The organism is Modestobacter sp. VKM Ac-2982 (genome assembly GCF_026967935.1).
Lineage (GTDB): Bacteria > Actinomycetota > Actinomycetes > Mycobacteriales > Geodermatophilaceae > Modestobacter.
The window spans coordinates 353,449-368,181 of record NZ_JAPVBL010000004.1; the positions used below are offsets into that span (position 1 = coordinate 353,449).

15 protein-coding genes are annotated in these 14,733 nt (G+C 75.6%); 9 read left to right on the plus strand and 6 right to left on the minus strand.

Features of this window, described 5'->3' with window-relative positions; translation table 11 throughout:
* Positions 1-7: 7 nt before the first annotated feature.
* From O2W20_RS16160 to O2W20_RS16175, 4 genes are read left to right on the plus strand one after another with little or no spacing between them, the layout of a single operon-like run.
* Positions 8-2,533 (plus strand): ATP-binding protein, encoded by a 2,526-nt coding sequence (locus O2W20_RS16160; RefSeq protein ID WP_269171161.1) that lies wholly within the window; start codon positions 8-10, stop codon positions 2,531-2,533.
* Positions 2,530-3,222, plus strand: coding sequence for a response regulator (locus O2W20_RS16165; protein WP_269171160.1), 693 nt, complete (start codon positions 2,530-2,532; stop codon positions 3,220-3,222). The genes O2W20_RS16160 and O2W20_RS16165 overlap by 4 nt, the downstream gene beginning before the upstream one ends.
* 33 nt (positions 3,223-3,255) lie before the next feature.
* Positions 3,256-3,528, plus strand: a complete 273-nt coding sequence (locus O2W20_RS16170; protein ID WP_269171159.1) for a helix-turn-helix transcriptional regulator — start codon at positions 3,256-3,258, stop codon at positions 3,526-3,528.
* Positions 3,525-4,007: a hypothetical protein gene (locus O2W20_RS16175; protein WP_269171158.1), complete on the plus strand. Its 483-nt coding sequence runs from the start codon at positions 3,525-3,527 to the stop codon at positions 4,005-4,007. Before O2W20_RS16170 ends, O2W20_RS16175 begins: the two co-directional genes overlap by 4 nt.
* Positions 4,008-4,059: 52 nt before the next feature.
* Here the strand turns inward: O2W20_RS16175 and O2W20_RS16180 are convergent, their stop codons facing one another.
* From O2W20_RS16180 to O2W20_RS16200, 5 genes are all read right to left on the minus strand, one after another.
* On the minus strand, positions 4,060-4,938 hold the full coding sequence (locus O2W20_RS16180) for a M23 family metallopeptidase (RefSeq protein ID WP_269171157.1): 879 nt from the start codon (positions 4,936-4,938) through the stop codon (positions 4,060-4,062).
* A gap of 213 nt (positions 4,939-5,151) precedes the next feature.
* On the minus strand, positions 5,152-6,282 hold the full coding sequence (locus O2W20_RS16185; RefSeq protein WP_269171156.1) for a hypothetical protein: 1,131 nt from the start codon (positions 6,280-6,282) through the stop codon (positions 5,152-5,154).
* Positions 6,279-6,947, minus strand: a complete 669-nt coding sequence (locus tag O2W20_RS16190; RefSeq protein ID WP_269171155.1) for an SCO family protein — start codon at positions 6,945-6,947, stop codon at positions 6,279-6,281. Before O2W20_RS16190 ends, O2W20_RS16185 begins: the two co-directional genes overlap by 4 nt.
* Positions 6,944-7,675 carry a YcnI family copper-binding membrane protein gene (locus O2W20_RS16195; RefSeq protein ID WP_269171154.1) on the minus strand — a complete coding sequence of 244 codons (732 nt, stop codon included), beginning with the start codon at positions 7,673-7,675 and terminating at the stop codon, positions 6,944-6,946. Before O2W20_RS16195 ends, O2W20_RS16190 begins: the two co-directional genes overlap by 4 nt.
* A 35-nt stretch (positions 7,676-7,710) precedes the next feature.
* Positions 7,711-9,525 carry a copper resistance CopC/CopD family protein gene (locus tag O2W20_RS16200; protein ID WP_269171153.1) on the minus strand — a complete coding sequence of 605 codons (1,815 nt, stop codon included), beginning with the start codon at positions 9,523-9,525 and terminating at the stop codon, positions 7,711-7,713.
* A gap of 121 nt (positions 9,526-9,646) precedes the next feature.
* Between O2W20_RS16200 and O2W20_RS16205 the strand changes: the two genes are divergently transcribed.
* The 5 genes from O2W20_RS16205 (at position 9,647) to O2W20_RS16225 (ending at position 14,183) form a co-directional block, all read left to right on the plus strand.
* Positions 9,647-11,089, plus strand: coding sequence for an MFS transporter (locus O2W20_RS16205; RefSeq protein WP_269171152.1), 1,443 nt, complete (start codon positions 9,647-9,649; stop codon positions 11,087-11,089).
* A 57-nt stretch (positions 11,090-11,146) separates the two neighbouring features.
* Positions 11,147-11,278: a putative leader peptide gene (locus O2W20_RS16210; RefSeq protein ID WP_269171151.1), complete on the plus strand. Its 132-nt coding sequence runs from the start codon at positions 11,147-11,149 to the stop codon at positions 11,276-11,278.
* A gap of 91 nt (positions 11,279-11,369) precedes the next feature.
* Positions 11,370-12,380 carry a sulfite exporter TauE/SafE family protein gene (locus O2W20_RS16215; protein ID WP_269171150.1) on the plus strand — a complete coding sequence of 337 codons (1,011 nt, stop codon included), beginning with the start codon at positions 11,370-11,372 and terminating at the stop codon, positions 12,378-12,380.
* Positions 12,381-12,491: 111 nt separating this feature from the next.
* Positions 12,492-13,541: an NAD(P)/FAD-dependent oxidoreductase gene (locus O2W20_RS16220; protein WP_269171149.1), complete on the plus strand. Its 1,050-nt coding sequence runs from the start codon at positions 12,492-12,494 to the stop codon at positions 13,539-13,541.
* Between the two features lie 9 nt (positions 13,542-13,550).
* Positions 13,551-14,183 carry a class I SAM-dependent methyltransferase gene (locus O2W20_RS16225; protein ID WP_269171148.1) on the plus strand — a complete coding sequence of 211 codons (633 nt, stop codon included), beginning with the start codon at positions 13,551-13,553 and terminating at the stop codon, positions 14,181-14,183.
* A 72-nt stretch (positions 14,184-14,255) separates the two neighbouring features.
* Here O2W20_RS16225 and O2W20_RS16230 read toward each other — a convergent pair whose 3' ends face one another.
* On the minus strand, positions 14,256-14,639 hold the full coding sequence (locus O2W20_RS16230) for a hypothetical protein (protein ID WP_269171147.1): 384 nt from the start codon (positions 14,637-14,639) through the stop codon (positions 14,256-14,258).
* Between the last annotated feature and the right edge of the window lie 94 nt (positions 14,640-14,733).

Consider the following 14,733-nt stretch of genomic DNA (forward strand, 5'->3'; position numbering starts at 1 on the left):
TGGGCGCATGGCCCGCGGCACGCTGCGCATCTACCTGGGCGCCGCCCCCGGCGTCGGGAAGACCTTCGCCGTGCTCGGTGAGGCCCACCGGCGCCGCGAGCGGGGCTGCGACGTCGTCGTCGGCCTGGTCGAGACGCACGGCCGGCCGCGCACCGCCGCCGCCGTCGAGGGCCTGGAGGTGCTCCCCCGCGCCCGGGTCACCCACCGCAGCGTCACCCTCGACGAGCTGGACGTCGACGCCGTCCTCGCCCGCCGCCCGGACGTCGTCGTCATCGACGAGCTCGCGCACACCAACGTGCCGGGCAGCCGGCACGAGAAGCGCTGGCAGGACGTCGAGCAGGTGCTGGACGCCGGGATCAGCGTGCTGACCACGGTCAACGTGCAGCACCTGGAGAGCCTCAACGACGTCGTCGAGCAGATCACCGGCGTCCCGCAGCAGGAGACCGTGCCCGACGCGGTGGTCCGCCGGGCCGACCAGATCGAGCTGGTCGACATGAGCCCCGAGGCGCTGCGCCGCCGCCTGGCGCACGGGAACGTCTACCCGGCCGAGCGGGTCGACGCCGCGATGGGCCACTGGTTCCGGGTCGGCAACCTGACCGCGCTGCGCGAGCTGGCGCTGCTGTGGCTCGCCGACCGGGTCGACGAGGGGCTGCGCACGTACAAGCACGACCACGCCATCGACCACGTCTGGGAGGCCCGCGAGCGGGTGGTCGTCACCCTCACCGGTGGCCCGGAGGGCGAGACGCTGGTCCGCCGCGCCTCCCGGGTGGCCCGGCGCAGCGGCAACGGAGTGCTGCTCGCCGTCCACGTGCTCTCCGGCGACGGCCTGGCCGGCGCCTCCTCCGGGGCGCTGCGCGCCCAGCGGGCACTCGTGGAGAGCCTGGGCGGCAGCTACCACCAGGTCGTCGGGGACGACGTCGCCGAGGCCCTGCTGGAGTTCGCCCGGGGCGTCGACGCCACCCAGCTGGTCATCGGCACCAGCCGGCGCCCGCGGTGGGCGCGGGCGCTGCGCGGCGGGATCGGCGGGCGGGTGATCGCCGGCTCCGGCGAGATCGACGTGCACATCGTCACCCACTCCGCCGCCGGGTCGCAGGGCTGGCGGCTGCCCCGCAGCCAGGGCGCGCTCACCGCGCGGCGCCGCTGGCTGGGCTGGCTGGTGGCCGCGGTGGGCGTCCCCGTGCTGGCGCTGAGCTGCATCGCCGCCCAGGCGGCGCTGTCGCTGGCCAGCGTGCTGCTGGCCTTCGTCCTGCTCGTCACGGCGGTGGCGATCGTCGGTGGGCTGGGGCCCGCGCTGGCCGCCGCCGTCGCCGGCGGGCTGGTCGCCAACTGGTTCTTCACCGCCCCCACCGGCCGGCTCACGGTCAGCCAGGTCGACGACGTCGTCTCGCTGTTCGGCGGGGTGGTCGTGGCCGTGGCGGTGGCCGCCGTCGTGGACCGGTCCGCCCGCCGGGCCACCGTGGCGGCCCGCTCCCGCGCCGAGACGGCGATGCTCGCCTCGCTGTCCCGCTCGGTGCTCGCCGGCGACCGGGCCCTGCCCAGCCTGCTGGAGCAGATCCGCGAGGCGTTCGGCCTGCGCGCGGTCACGATGGTGGAGAACGCCGAGGGCCGCGAGCACACCGTCGGGACCTGCGGCGAGCCCGGCGCCGACGACCAGGTCGACGACGTCGCGGTCACCGACACCCTCACCCTGCGGCTGTGCGGGCGCGCGCTGCCGGCCGGTGACCGGAAGGTGCTGGTCTCCGTCGCCGAGCAGGCCGCCGTCGCCCTGCAGCAGGGCCGGCTCGCCGCCCAGGCCGCGGAGGCGTCCCGGCTCGCCGCGGGCAACAGCATGCGCAACGCGCTGCTCGCCGCGGTGAGCCACGACCTGCGCACCCCGCTGGCCGGGATCAAGGCCGCCGCGTCCGCGCTGCGCACCGAGGAGCTCGCGCTGAGCGAGGAGGACCGCGCCGAGCTGGTCGCCACCGTCGACGAGTCGGCCGACCGGCTCACCGGCCTGGTCGACAACCTGCTGGACATGAGCCGGCTGCAGGCCGGCGTGGTCACCCCGGCCGCGGACCCGGTCGACGTCGCCGCGGTGGTCGGCCGGGCGCTCACCTGGCTGGACCCCACCCAGCGGCGGCGGGTCACCCGCCCCGACGCCACCGACGTGCCCCCGGCGCTGGCCGACCCCGGGCTGCTGGAGCGGGTGGTGGCCAACCTGCTGCTCAACGCCGCCGGGCACGCGCCCGGCGGCCTGCAGGTCGACGCCTCCTCCGTCGACGGCCGGGTCGAGGTACGCGTGGTCGACCGCGGCCCGGGCGTGCCGGTGCGGGACCGGGACTGGATGTTCGCGCCGTTCCAGCGGCTGGGCGACTCCCCCGCCGGGCAGGGCGTCGGCCTGGGCCTCGCCGTCGCCCGCGGCCTGACCGAGGCGATGGGCGGCACCCTCACCGCCGACGAGACCCCGGGCGGTGGCCTCACCATGCTGGTCTCGCTGCCGGCCGCCCCCGTCGACAGCGCGCCCGGGCCCCGGCTGACGGCGGTCGAGGCGTGAGCCGGGTGCTCGTCGTCGACGACGACCCGCAGCTCCGCCGCGCCCTGCGGATCACCCTGCGCGCCGCCGGCTTCGACGTCGTCACCGCCGAGGACGGGCGCACCGCGCTCGCCGAGGCCGCGGCCGCCCACCCCGACCTCGTCGTGCTCGACCTGGGGCTGCCCGACCTCGACGGCACCGAGGTGCTCGCCGGGCTGCGCCCGTGGTTCACCGGCCCGGTCGTGGTGCTCTCGGCCCGCGGCGACAGCTCGGACAAGGTCGGCGCCCTGGACGCCGGCGCCGATGACTACGTGACCAAGCCCTTCGACATGGCCGAGCTCCTCGCCCGGCTGCGCGCCGCCCTCCGCCGGGGCACCGCCGACCCCGGGCAGGCGCAGGTGGTCACCGACCACTTCACCGTCGACCTCGCCGCCAAGCAGGTGACGGTGGACGGCGTCGCGGTGCGGCTGACCCCGACCGAGTGGGCGCTGCTGTCGGAGCTGGTGCGCAACCCCGGCCGGCTGGTCGGCCAGCGCGAGCTGCTGCAGTCGGTGTGGGGCCCGGCGTACGAGCGGGAGACCAACTACCTGCGGGTCTACCTGGCCCAGCTGCGCCGCAAGCTCGAACCCGACCCGGCGCACCCGCGGTACCTGCACACCGAGCCCGGCATGGGCTACCGCTTCCTGAAGGACCCTCCCATCCCGAGGTAGCGCGTCAACGTCCGCTCGTAGTAAGTTCGCTACATGCCGCCGCGCAAACGCTCCAATGAGCCACAGCTGTACAACCGGCTCACCCTGCTGCGCACCGAGCGCGGCATGTCCCGCCAGGAGCTGGCCGACGCCGTCGGCGTGCACTACCAGACGATCGGTTACCTCGAGCGCGGCGAGTACAGCCCGAGCGCCACCCTCGCGCTGCGGCTGGCCGCCGTCTTCGGCCTCCCGATGGAGGCGGTCTTCTCCCTCACCCCGTTCCGCACCCTGTCCGAGCAGGTCTACGGCACTCAGGAGTCCTCATGAGCACCCCCACCCGCACCCAGCGCCGCGCCGAGCGCCTCGACGACCCGCGCTTCGAGCGCTTCCGCACGTTGCGCGCCCGCCGCCTGCTGGTCGCCGCCCTCTGTGGCCTGCTGGCCGTGGAAGGCGTCCTGTTCCTGTTCATCGAGGCGTCCCCGGTCGCCGTGCTGATCCCGCTCAGCCTGGTGATCGTGGCGTTCGTGTTCTGCCTGGGCGCGCTGAAGGCGAGCACCCGCGGCATCGAAGAGCTCCCCGCCGATGCCCTCGACGAGCGCCAGTGGCAACTCCGCGGCGAGGCCTACGCGCGCGCCTACCGGATCGGCTTCGGCCTGCTGGTCCTCGAGCTCGCCGCGGTCGTCGCCTGGCGGGTCGCCGAGTGGGGCACCCCGGGCACCGGCGTCCTGACCGCCGCCCTCCTGTTGCCCTTCCACGTCGGCCTGGTGCTGCCGACGATGGTGACCGCCTGGTCTTCGCGGGCCTGACCGGGTCGGGAGGGGAACCGCGTGGGCGCTACAGCTCGATGCCGCGCGGGCGCTACAGCTCGACGCCGCGGGCGCGCAGCCAGACCACCGGGTCGACGCGCTTGCCGTCCAGGCCGCCGGAGTGGACCTCGAAGTGCAGGTGCGGGCCGGTCGACTGGCCGCGGCTGCCCAGCAGCGCGATCTGCTGGCCGGCGGTGACCACGTCACCGGCCTCCACCTGGATCTTCTCCATGTGCCCGTACACGGTCACGTCACCGCTGACGCCCAGGATGTAGACGACCAGGCCGTAGCCGCTGGCCGCACCCGCCCGCAGGACGACGCCGTCCTCGACGGCGTACTCCGGGGTCAGCATCGGCGCCGCCAGGTCGATCCCCCAGTGCATGGTCCCCCAGCGCGGGCAGAAGCAGCTGGTCAGCCGGGCGCCCTTCACCGGCGGTGACGCCTTGGGCCGAGCTGCCTCCGCCGCCGCCTCGGCGGCCTCGGCGGCCTCGGCCTGCTCCTTCGCGACCCGGTCGGCCCGCTCGGCACGCGAGGCGGCGACCTCCTCCAGCCGGGCGCGCGCCTCGACCTCGGTGATCGCCAGCTGCGGGGTCGGCTCGACCTCCAGCAGGCCCTCGGCGTCCGAGCCGAGCAGCTCGGCCACCTCGACCGACTCGCGCGCATCGGCGGCGGGCAGCGTCTGGGTGCCGACCAGGGCGACGGTGGCCCCCACGACGAGCGCCGCGAGCAGTGCGGCCGGACGCCGGCGGGCGACCGCCGCCGGGGCGGCCGGGAGGGCGGCCGGCCAGGATCCGGACGACGGAGAGCCGGACGACGGGGAGACCGACGAGAGGGAGCCCGACGACGGGGGAACCGAGGGCTGCGTGCCCGAGGACGGGGCGACCACACGTCCGCGGGGGCGGACGGTCGCGCCGGCGTGCCTCGAGCCCATGCGCCTGCCTCTCCTGGAACCCCCGGCGTCCTCCTGTGGCTCCGGATCGGTCTGGCACACATCCAAACATCTAGTGACACCGTTGTAATTCGCTGCCCGGCGTGTTCGCCACAACACGCGGCGTGACTTCCTCACAACGTTCCGGAAGTGACTGATGACAACCCGTCGACGAGTCGACCTGACGCCGAGTCGACGTCTCGACACGTCGACCGGTCAGCGCAGAACGGGCTCGCCGACCGGAAAATCCGGGGCGGGCGCACCCGAGGTCGACGCACCGCCGGTCGGTGCGTCGCCGGTCGGTGCGTCGTCCCGGAAGCGGCGGGCAGCACCGACCCCGCCGAGGACCAGCCCCAGCCCGCCGGCGACGAGCACCGCGACCGCCACCCGGGCCAGCGGCTGCGGCCCGGCGGTCAGCGCGTTCGCCGTCCAGAGCACGTCGACGTCGGGCAGGCCCTGCACCAGCAGCAACCAACCGGCCACCACGGCCATCAGACCGGTCAGCACGCCGCGACCCCGCCCGGCCGCCCGCACGCCGATCGCCGCCACCAGCAGCACCAGCAACGCCGGGAGCAGGGCCGAGACGACCGCCCCGACGTGCGAGGAGACGCTGCTCGGCGGCTCGGGCGTGGCCAGCGCGTGGTGGATGGAGGCCAGCGCCCCCAGCGCGAGGACGGCGGCCAGCGGCCGGGGGCCACGGGCGAGCCAGCCGGCGGCGACCGCGCCGGCCAGCAGCAGCAGGTGGGCGGGCCAGACCAGCCAGCCCGGTGGCGGCGGGCTCCAGGTGAGCACGCCCTCCACGACGACCTCGGTCCCGCCGTGGGCCATCGGCACGGTCCACTCGATCACCGTGTGCGACCGGGACGGGTCCGCGGCCACCACCGGTGGGAGCTGGTCCTGGGTCATCCAGTGGGTCCGGTGGTCGTGCCACACGTACTGCGACCGGGTGGACACCTGCTCCCAGCGGGGGGCCGCGGTGATGTCGACGTCGTCGGGCATCGGGGCGCGCCCGTACCGGTCCAGGTTGAGGTACGTCGCCGGGCTGGCGGCGTTGCGCCAGACGCCGTCCGGCCCGATCCGCAGGTAGGGCTCGCCCGAGTACCCCGGCACGGTCAGCTCGGTGTCGGTCTCGTTGACCACCTCGAGCTCGTCGCCGAACTGCAGCACCCGGACGGTCACCCCCGGCAGCTGCGGGGAGACCGACCGGACGGCGGCGGAGAAGTCGCTGCCCGCCGCACCGCCACCCACGTGCGCCGACGCCGGCGCGGCGAGGGCGAGGACCGCCAGCACCCCGAGGAGGACGACGAGGACCCGGCCCACCCCGGGACGCGCACTGCCCGGGCTCACCCGGCGGTGGCAGCCAGCTCGAGGGCGATGTCGCGGGCGGTGTTGGCCGAGTCGAAGGCGACGTCGGCCTCCCCGTCGGTGCCGTAGAGCAGCAGCAGCGCGGAGTGGCTCTCGCCACCGTTCTGCGCCACCGGGATGCCGGCGGCCAGCTGCGCCTGGTCGATCTGCTCCTGGTCACCGGTGAGGCCGATGAAGTCGGCCGGCAGGCCGGCGTCGAACCGGTCCAGGTACTCCCGCAGAACCTCGGGGGTGTCCCGCGCCGGGTCGGTGGTCACGAACACCACCGACGTCTGCTCGGCCACCGCCGGGTCGACCTCACCGAGCGCCAGCATGACGTCGGCCATGGTGGTCGGGCAGATGTCGGGGCAGTGGGTGAAGCCGAAGAACAGCAGGGTCGGCCCGGCCGCGGTCTGCTCGGCGAAGTCGAACGGCGCACCGGAGGTGTCGGTGAGCGTGAAGTCCGGCTTCTGGTACGGGTCGACCAGCTGGATGCCGCCCTCCTGCACGCCGCCCTCCAGCGTGGCCGGGGCCTCCGCCGATCCGTGGTCGTGGCCGGTGGCCTCGGCACTGGCGTCGGCGTCCCCGCCGCAGCCGGCCAGCAGCAGCCCGGTCGCGAGGGTCAGGGCGGTCAGCCCGGTACGGGCCGGGTGGGTCGCAGCGCTCACGGAGCCACGGTACGTCGCCGCGCGGTCAGACCGAGGAAGAGACCACCGAGCCCGGCGAGCAGCCCGAGCACCGCGAGCACCAGCGCGGTGACCGCGGTCCCGTTGCCGCCCTCGTCGGCCGCGGTGTCGGTCGTCGTCGCGACCGTGTCGGTCGAGGTCCCGGCGTCCTCCGCCGCCAGCGACAGCACCGGCGCCGGGTACCGCGGCTCGGGCTGGCCGTCGACGGTCGGCTCGATCCACGCGGCCTCGGTGCCGTCGCTGTAGATCTGCACGGCGTTGAAGGTCAGCTCGTCGGTCTCCGGGAAGGGACCGCCGGAGAGGGCGAACTCCTGGAACTGGCCGGGGGCGATGCCCTGCCCGTCCTCGGCCCGGAACTCCACGACCGAGACGGCCTGCTCGACCGGCTCGCCGTGCACCTCGACCGGCTCGGGGAGCTGCGCCTCGGTCAGCGAGACGGTCCAGCCGGGCACCGGCTGCGCGCGCAGCGAGGTCAGCGGGGTGTCGGTGGGCACCTGGACCCGCAGCCCGACCGTGCTCGCGGTGTCGCTCTCGTTCGGCACCCGGAAGGTGAGCTTGCCGTAGCCACCCGGGGCGGCGTCACCGGAGGAGACGGTGACGTGCGCGGAGGCGACGCCGGTGCCGGCGACGAGCAGCCCGGCCCAGGCGAGCAGCGCGGCCAGCAGGACGACGGCCGGACGGCGCACGGGACGGAGCAGGGACAGGGACAACGTGTTCTCCTCGGATCTCAGGACGTGCAGGGGTCTCAGCGCACCGGGAAGACGGTGCTGGCGGTGACCGCGGTGAACTCGTCCAGCCGGACGGTCACCGTCAAGGTCCAGGTGCCGGTGGTCGGCAGCGTCGGGTCGGCGACGTAGTGACCCGGCCCGGCCGGGGCGAGGTCGACGTCCAGTGGGCCGATCTGCTGTTCCACCTCGGTGAGGGTGACCCCGATCTGCTGCGGCTGGGTCAGCTGCCCGACGGCGTCGAAGAGGTAGACGTGCAGCGTGGTCGGGCCGGCCGTGGCCGGGTCGAGGGTGACCTGCACCGCGCCGGCGTCACCGATGCCGCCGGCCGACTGGAGCGGCAGGGTAACCTCGACCGGCTGGGCGACGGCCGCCTTCGCCGGCGGGGTGCCGACCAGCACCGCGGACAGCGCGAGGACGACGGCGGCGCCGATGCACTCGAGCAGCACCGCCCGGCGCAGCACGCCGATCGTCGCCGGTGGCGCGACCGCAGCGGGGTCCTCGGCAGGGAGGTCCTCGGCGGTGGGGGCCGCGCCGGCCGCGAACGCGTGCGCGACCACCCGGCGCGAGGGGCGGCGGCGGGTGCCCGCCCGCTGCTGCACCCAATCCCGGCTCACCAGGGCGGCGGCCAGCACGAGCAGCACGAGCCCGACCTTGGCCACCAGCACCCAGCCGTAGGTGGTGGCGAACAGCGCGGACGGCGACCCGACCTCGCGGATCGACTGCAGCACGCCGGTGACGACCAGGGCACCGATGCAGCCGGCGGCCAGCCCCGACCAGCGGGGCAGCGCGGCGAGCAGCTCCCCCGCCGGCGTCGGCCCGCGGAGGGTGCCGGCGAGCAGCGCGACCAGTCCGCCCAGCCAGACGCTCATCGCCGCGACGTGCACGGCGGCCACCGTCACGGCCAGCACGGGCAGCGGCCCGGCGACCGGGTGGCCGATCGCGGCGACGGAGAGCACCAGCGCGGTGGCGAGCACCCCGCCGGCGACCAGCCAGCCGGTGCCCGGCGCGCTCCCCCGCCGCCAGCCGCGCAGCAGGACGGCGGCCAGCAGCCCGGCGAGCACCACCCGGAGCAGCAACGTGCGGCCGAAGGTCGAGTCCAGCGTGGTGCCCAGCAGCTGCGGGTCCACCAGCTGACCGAGCCCGCTCCCGGCGGCGTAGGGCCCCTGCAGCAGCAGGGAGAGCAGCCCGCCGACGACGACGGCGGCCAGTCCGGCGCCGGCCAATCGGCGCAGCCGGGGCACCGCCCAGCCCCCCGGCCAGCAGGTGGCCAGCACCAGCGGCACCCCGAGCCCGAGGGCCAGGCCCAGGTAGCCCAGCCACCGGGCGGCCGGGAGCGCCGCGGCCACGGCCGGGTCCGCGCCGTCCCCCTCGCCGACGGAGCCGGCCGGCAGCAGCTCGCCGTTCCCGACCGCGAAGGAGAAGGCACCGGAGACGGGGTGGGAGTCCGCCGAGACGACCCGGTAGGTGGCCACGTAGCCGGCATCGGGCAGGTTCTCGCGCAGCGGCACGGTGAGGGTGGTGTCGCGCACCTCGGCGGCGCCGGTGTCGACGCGCTCCCCGTCGCCATCCAGGACCCGCGCGTAGCCGGCGCCCAGGGAGACCGCCTCGTCGAACTCGATGACCACCTCGGCCGGCGCGAAGTCCAGCCGGGCGCCGTCGGCCGGCGTCGTCGTCACCACCGTGGCGTGCGCGGCGGCCGGGCGGGCGGTCCCCACGTCGACGAGCACGCCGAGCACCAGCAGCGCGCCCAGCAGGACGGCGGCGGACAGCCGCCGCGCCCACGACCCGGGACGGCGGTGGACTGCTCGCCGGGTCCGCTCCTGCTGCTGCACGGTTGCACAGTCGTCGGCGCGAGCCGTCCAGTTCCCGGCAGTGCGCCGCCCGGGAGGAGAGCCACCCCACACCGCCGGCCCCTGCTCCCCGGGCGGCCGGTCGGTCGACCAGGATGACCTGGTGACCGCGTCCCCGTCCGCGGCGGCCGGCGGGCCACCGCCGGACACCGGCGAGCCGGTCGCGCTGGGCACCGCCCCCGGCCGCTGGGTGCTGCTGGCCACCGTGCTCGCCTCGGCCATGGCGCTGCTGGACGCCACCGCGGTCAACGTCGCCCTGCCCTCGATCAGCCGGGACCTCGGCTCGTCCCTGTCCGGGCTGCAGTGGACGGTGACCGGGTACACGCTGGCGCTGGCCTCGCTCGTCCTGCTCGGTGGCGCGCTGGGCGACCGGTACGGGCGCCGCCGGGTCTTCGTGCTCGGCGTCGTCTGGTTCGCGGTCGCCTCGCTGGCCTGCGGGCTGGCGCAGAGCACCGGGCAGCTCGTCGCCGCCCGGGTGCTGCAGGGCATCGGCGGTGCCCTGCTGACCCCCGGCAGCCTGGCGATCATCCAGTCCTCCTTCCGGCACCGGGACCGCCCCCGGGCCATCGGCCTGTGGTCGGCACTGGGCGGCCTGGCCGGGCTGGTCGGCCCGTTCCTGGCCGGGTTCCTCGTCGACTCGATCGGCTGGCGCTGGGTGTTCGGGATCAACGTGCCGTTCGCGGTGGTCGTCGTCCTGGTCGCCGTCCGGCACCTGCCGGAGAGCCGGGACCCCGAGCGCACCGGGCGCTTCGACGTGCTCGGCGCCGTCCTCGGTGCGCTGGCCCTGGCCGGGGTCACCGACGCGCTGATCTCCGCGGGCAGCGACCCCGGGCAGCCGGAGGTGGTCCTGGCCGCGGCCGTCGGCGTGCTGGCCGGGGCGGCGTTCGTCGTCCGGGAGCGCCGGGCGGCCCAGCCGATGCTGCCGCTGGGCGTCTTCGCCGACCGGCAGTTCACCGGCGCGAACCTCAGCACCCTGGCCGTCTACGGGGCGCTGGGTGGGGTGATGTTCTTCCTGGTCCTGCAGTTGCAGACCGTCCTGGACTACGGCGCCACCGCGGCCGGCGCCGCGCTGCTGCCCACGATCCTGGTGATCACGCTGCTGTCGGCGCGGGCCGGCGCGCTCGCCCAGCGGATCGGGCCGCGGCTGCCGATGACCGTCGGCCCGCTGGTGGCGGCCGGGGGCCTGGTGTGGCTGACCCGGGTCGGGGCCGGCAGCTCCTACTGGGTCGACGTGCTGCCCGGCTCCCTGGCCCTGGGGCTGGGCATGTCGCTGGTGGTGGCCCCCCTGACGGCGACCGTGCTCGGCGCCGCCCCCGACCACCTGGCCGGCGTGGCCAGCGGGGTGAACAACGCGGTGGCCCGGGCGGCGAACCTGCTCGCCGTCGCGGCGCTGCCAGTGGCGGTCGGGCTCTCCGGCGACGACCACACCGACCCGGCGTCGTTCAGCTCCGGCTACTCCCTCGCCCTCGTGCTCTGCGCGGCGGCGATGGTGCTGGGCTCAGCGGTCGCCTGGGCGACGGTGCGCAACGACGTCCTGCGGACGTGACCAGGCCCTCCCGGCCCCCTTCCGCACAATGTCTACCAACATGGTAGGAATGTCGGCGTGACGACGACGGCGATGGCCACCGGTGGACACCCCACCCGCCTCCCGTCGGCCCTCCCCGGCGCCTTCCTGGTGAGCCGTCTGCACGTCGACCTGCTCCGGGTCAGCACCGCCGTCTGTCTCGGCCGCTGACCTCCCGCGCCGTCCGGCGCCCCTCGTTCACCGCGGTCCGCTGCGCCCTCACCCGGCGCGCCCGCATCCTCGAACCCGGAGCACATCACCCGTGAAGACCCTGATCCTGCTCGCCCTCGCGGGCCTCGGCGCCCAGCTCGTCGACGGCAGCCTGGGCATGGGCTACGGCGTCACCTCGACGACGCTGCTGCTCGCCATCGGCACCAACCCGGCCGCCGCCTCGGCCACGGTGCACCTGGCCGAGATCGGCACCAACCTCGCCTCGGGCCTGTCGCACTGGAAGTTCGGCAACGTCGACTGGAAGGTCGTCGCCAAGATCGGCGTCCCGGGCGCGATCGGCGCCTTCGCCGGGGCGACCGTGCTGTCGAACATCTCCACCGCCGTCGCCACGCCGGTGATGTCGCTGATCCTGCTGGGCCTGGGTCTGTACCTGCTGGCCCGTTTCACCCTCCGCGGCATCGACCGGCGCCAGCTGGGCAAGCCGATGCGCACCCGCTTCCTCGCCCCGCTGGGCCTCACCGCCGGCTTCATCGACGCCACCGGCGGTGGCGGCTGGGGCCCGGTGAGCACCCCGGCCATCCTGGCCAGCGGCCGGATGGAGCCGCGCAAGACGATCGGCTCGATCGACACCTCGGAGTTCCTGGTCTCCCTCGCCGCGAGCCTGGGCTTCCTCTTCGCCCTCGGCAGCCAGGGGATCAACGCCTACTGGGTGCTCGGCCTGCTGGCCGGTGGCCTGGTCGCCGCACCGCTGGCCGCATGGCTGGTCCGCTTCGTCCCGCCGCGGCTGCTCGGTGCCGGGGTCGGCGGCATGATCGTCTCCACGAACGCGACGAGCCTGCTCAGCAGCGAGTGGGTGGGTGCCAGCGACCCGGTCCGGTACGTCGTGCTGGCGGTCGTCTACGCGACCTGGGCGGCGGCGGTGGCCTGGTCCTTCCGCGAGTACCGCAGGGAGCGCGCGGAGGAGGCGGCCGAGGCGCTGGCCACCGAGGCGGAGCAGCTGGCCGAGCAGGAGCGGGCAGCCCAGGCCGAGCGCACCGCCCACCCCAACCAGGTGGCGCCGGTCGACGCCGACGGCGTGCCGGTGGGCCACCCGCACCCCTGACCGTTTTGCCGTAGCGGCAACGATCCTTGCCGCGAACCGTCCTCCCGGCGCACTGTCGGATCCGGCGGGTCACCATCCCGGTGACCCGCCGTCCGAGTAGAGGAGCGCACGGTGGAGACGGAGTACGACGTGGTGGTCGTCGGCGGTGGCGCCGCCGGCCTGAGCGGTGCACTGGCGCTCAGCCGGGCCCGCCGATCGGTGCTGGTGGTGGACGGCGGAGCGCCCCGCAACGCCCCCGCCGCGCACGCGCACAACTACCTGGGGCGGGAGGGCGTCCCGCCGCGCGAGCTGCTGGCGATCGGGCGCAGCGAGGTGGCCGGCTACGGCGGGGAGTTCACCGACGGCGACGTCACCTCCGCCGCGCCCGTCGAGGGCGGTTTCGAGATGCGGCTGGCCGACGGGCGGTCGGTGCGCGCCCGGCGGCTGCTGGTGACCACCGGGCTGGTCGACGAGCTGCCCGACGTCCCGGGGGTGCGCGAGCTGTGGGGCAGCGACGTCCTGCACTGCCCGTACTGCCACGGGTGGGAGGTGCGCGACCAGGCGGTCGGCGTGCTGGCGACCAGCTCCCTCGGGGTGCACCAGGTGCTGATGTGGCGGCAGTGGACCGCCGACCTCACCCTCTTCCTGCACACCGGCCCGCAGCCGACCGAGGAGGAGTGGGAGCAGCTCGCCGCGCGGGGCATCAGCGTGGTCGTCGGCGAGGTCGTCGGCCTGGAGACCGTCGACGGGAGGCTCACCGGGGTCCGACTGGCCGACGGCACGGTGATCGCCCGCGACGCCGTGGTGGTGGCCCCGCGGTTCACCGCGCGGGCCGGCGTCCTCGAGTCCCTCGGGCTCGAGGCGGTCGAGCAGCGGATGGGTGAGCTGGTGATGGGCAGCGGGGTGCCGGTGGACGCGTTCGGCGCGACCGCCGTCCCCGGGGTGTGGGCGGCCGGGAACGTCACCGACACCCGGGCCCAGGTGATCAGCGCGGCCGCGGCCGGGCTCAACGCCGCGGTGGCGGTCAACGCCGACCTGATCGCCGAGGACACCCGGCGGGCCCTGTCCACCCGGCGGGCCGTGGCCGCCCGCCGGGCCCTGGCCACCCGGCAGGTGTTCTCCCCGGCGACGGAACGCGAACTGTGCGATCAGGTGCTCGGCGACCGCCGGCACGGGATCTGAGGAGGAACGGTGCACGACCACCAGCAGCAGCAGACCTCGACCGGCCAGGACCACGCCTCCTGGGAGGAGCGCTACGCCGCCGCGACCGCGCTGTGGAGCGGCCGGGTCAACCCGACGCTCGCCGACCAGGCGGCCGACCTCCCGCCGGGGCGGGCCCTGGACGTCGGCTGCGGGGAGGGCGGCGACACGCTGTGGCTCGCCTCCCGCGGCTGGCAGGTGACCGGCCTGGACTGGTCCCGGACCGCCCTCGACCGCGGCGCCGCCCAGGCGTCGGCCGCCGGGCTCGGCGACCGGGTGACGTGGGCGCAGGGCGACGTCGCCACCTGGCAGCCCGCTGAGGCGGCGTTCGACCTGGTCACCGCCCACTTCCTGCACCCGGAGGCGGCGGTGCGCCACGCGCTGGTGCCGCGACTGGCGGCGGCGGTCGCCCCCGGCGGAACGCTGCTGTGGGTCGGCCACGCCCACGACGAGCAGCGCGCCGCCGTGTGGGGCGCCGACCGCTTCGCCACGGCCGCCGACGTGCTCGCCGACCTGGACCTGCAGGAGTGGGACGTCGTCCTGGCCGGCAGCCGACCGCGGCCGGCCGGCGAGCACGACCACCACGACGCCGACGAAGTGGTCCGGGTCCGCCGGCGAGAGTGAGCCGCCCGGGTTGACCCACCTGGGCTGGGGTTGAGCCGCGCCTTGACGCGGCTCAACCCCAGCCGGTGCGGCTCAATCCCGAGTCAGCAGGGTCCGCTCCAGGTCGAGAGAGAGGCCAGGGAGTGACGGGCCGGCCGGGGGCTCCGGGCGTTCGCTGGTCTGCATCCAGGTCCAGGTGTCGGCGATCGAGTCGCGCACCGGACGGGAGGGCAGACCGAGCTCGCGGGCCCGGGTGGTGTCGACGTCCCAGGCGGTGCGGGCGGTCTCGGCGGCCAGCCACAGCGGGAGGTGGGTCCACTCCTGGACGCCGGCCGCCAGCAGCTCCGCCTCGGGCACCGGCACCCACTCCGCATTGCCGCGGGTCACCTCCCGGCAGGTGTCCAGCAGCCCGCCGAGCGTCGTCATCCCGCCCGGCCCGGTGGCGTTGACCGGGCCACCCTGCCCACGCTCGGCCATCTCGACCAGCCAGCCGGCCAGCTCCCGGACGTCGACGAGCGCGATCGGCCCGGCCTGGCTGTAGGGGCCCGCGGCGAGCCTGCGAGTCGTGGGG

What these genes read in the sequence shown, in the direction of transcription:
- O2W20_RS16230 (WP_269171147.1), bottom strand. Translation starts at nt 14,639, where the DNA reads ATGGCCGAGCGTGGGCAGGGTGGCCCGGTCAACGCCACCGGGCCGGGC.
- O2W20_RS16175 (WP_269171158.1), top strand. Translation starts at nt 3,525, where the DNA reads ATGAGCACCCCCACCCGCACCCAGCGCCGCGCCGAGCGCCTCGACGAC.
- O2W20_RS16160 (WP_269171161.1), top strand. Translation starts at nt 8, where the DNA reads ATGGCCCGCGGCACGCTGCGCATCTACCTGGGCGCCGCCCCCGGCGTC.
- O2W20_RS16180 (WP_269171157.1), bottom strand. Translation starts at nt 4,938, where the DNA reads ATGGGCTCGAGGCACGCCGGCGCGACCGTCCGCCCCCGCGGACGTGTG.
- O2W20_RS16170 (WP_269171159.1), top strand. Translation starts at nt 3,256, where the DNA reads ATGCCGCCGCGCAAACGCTCCAATGAGCCACAGCTGTACAACCGGCTC.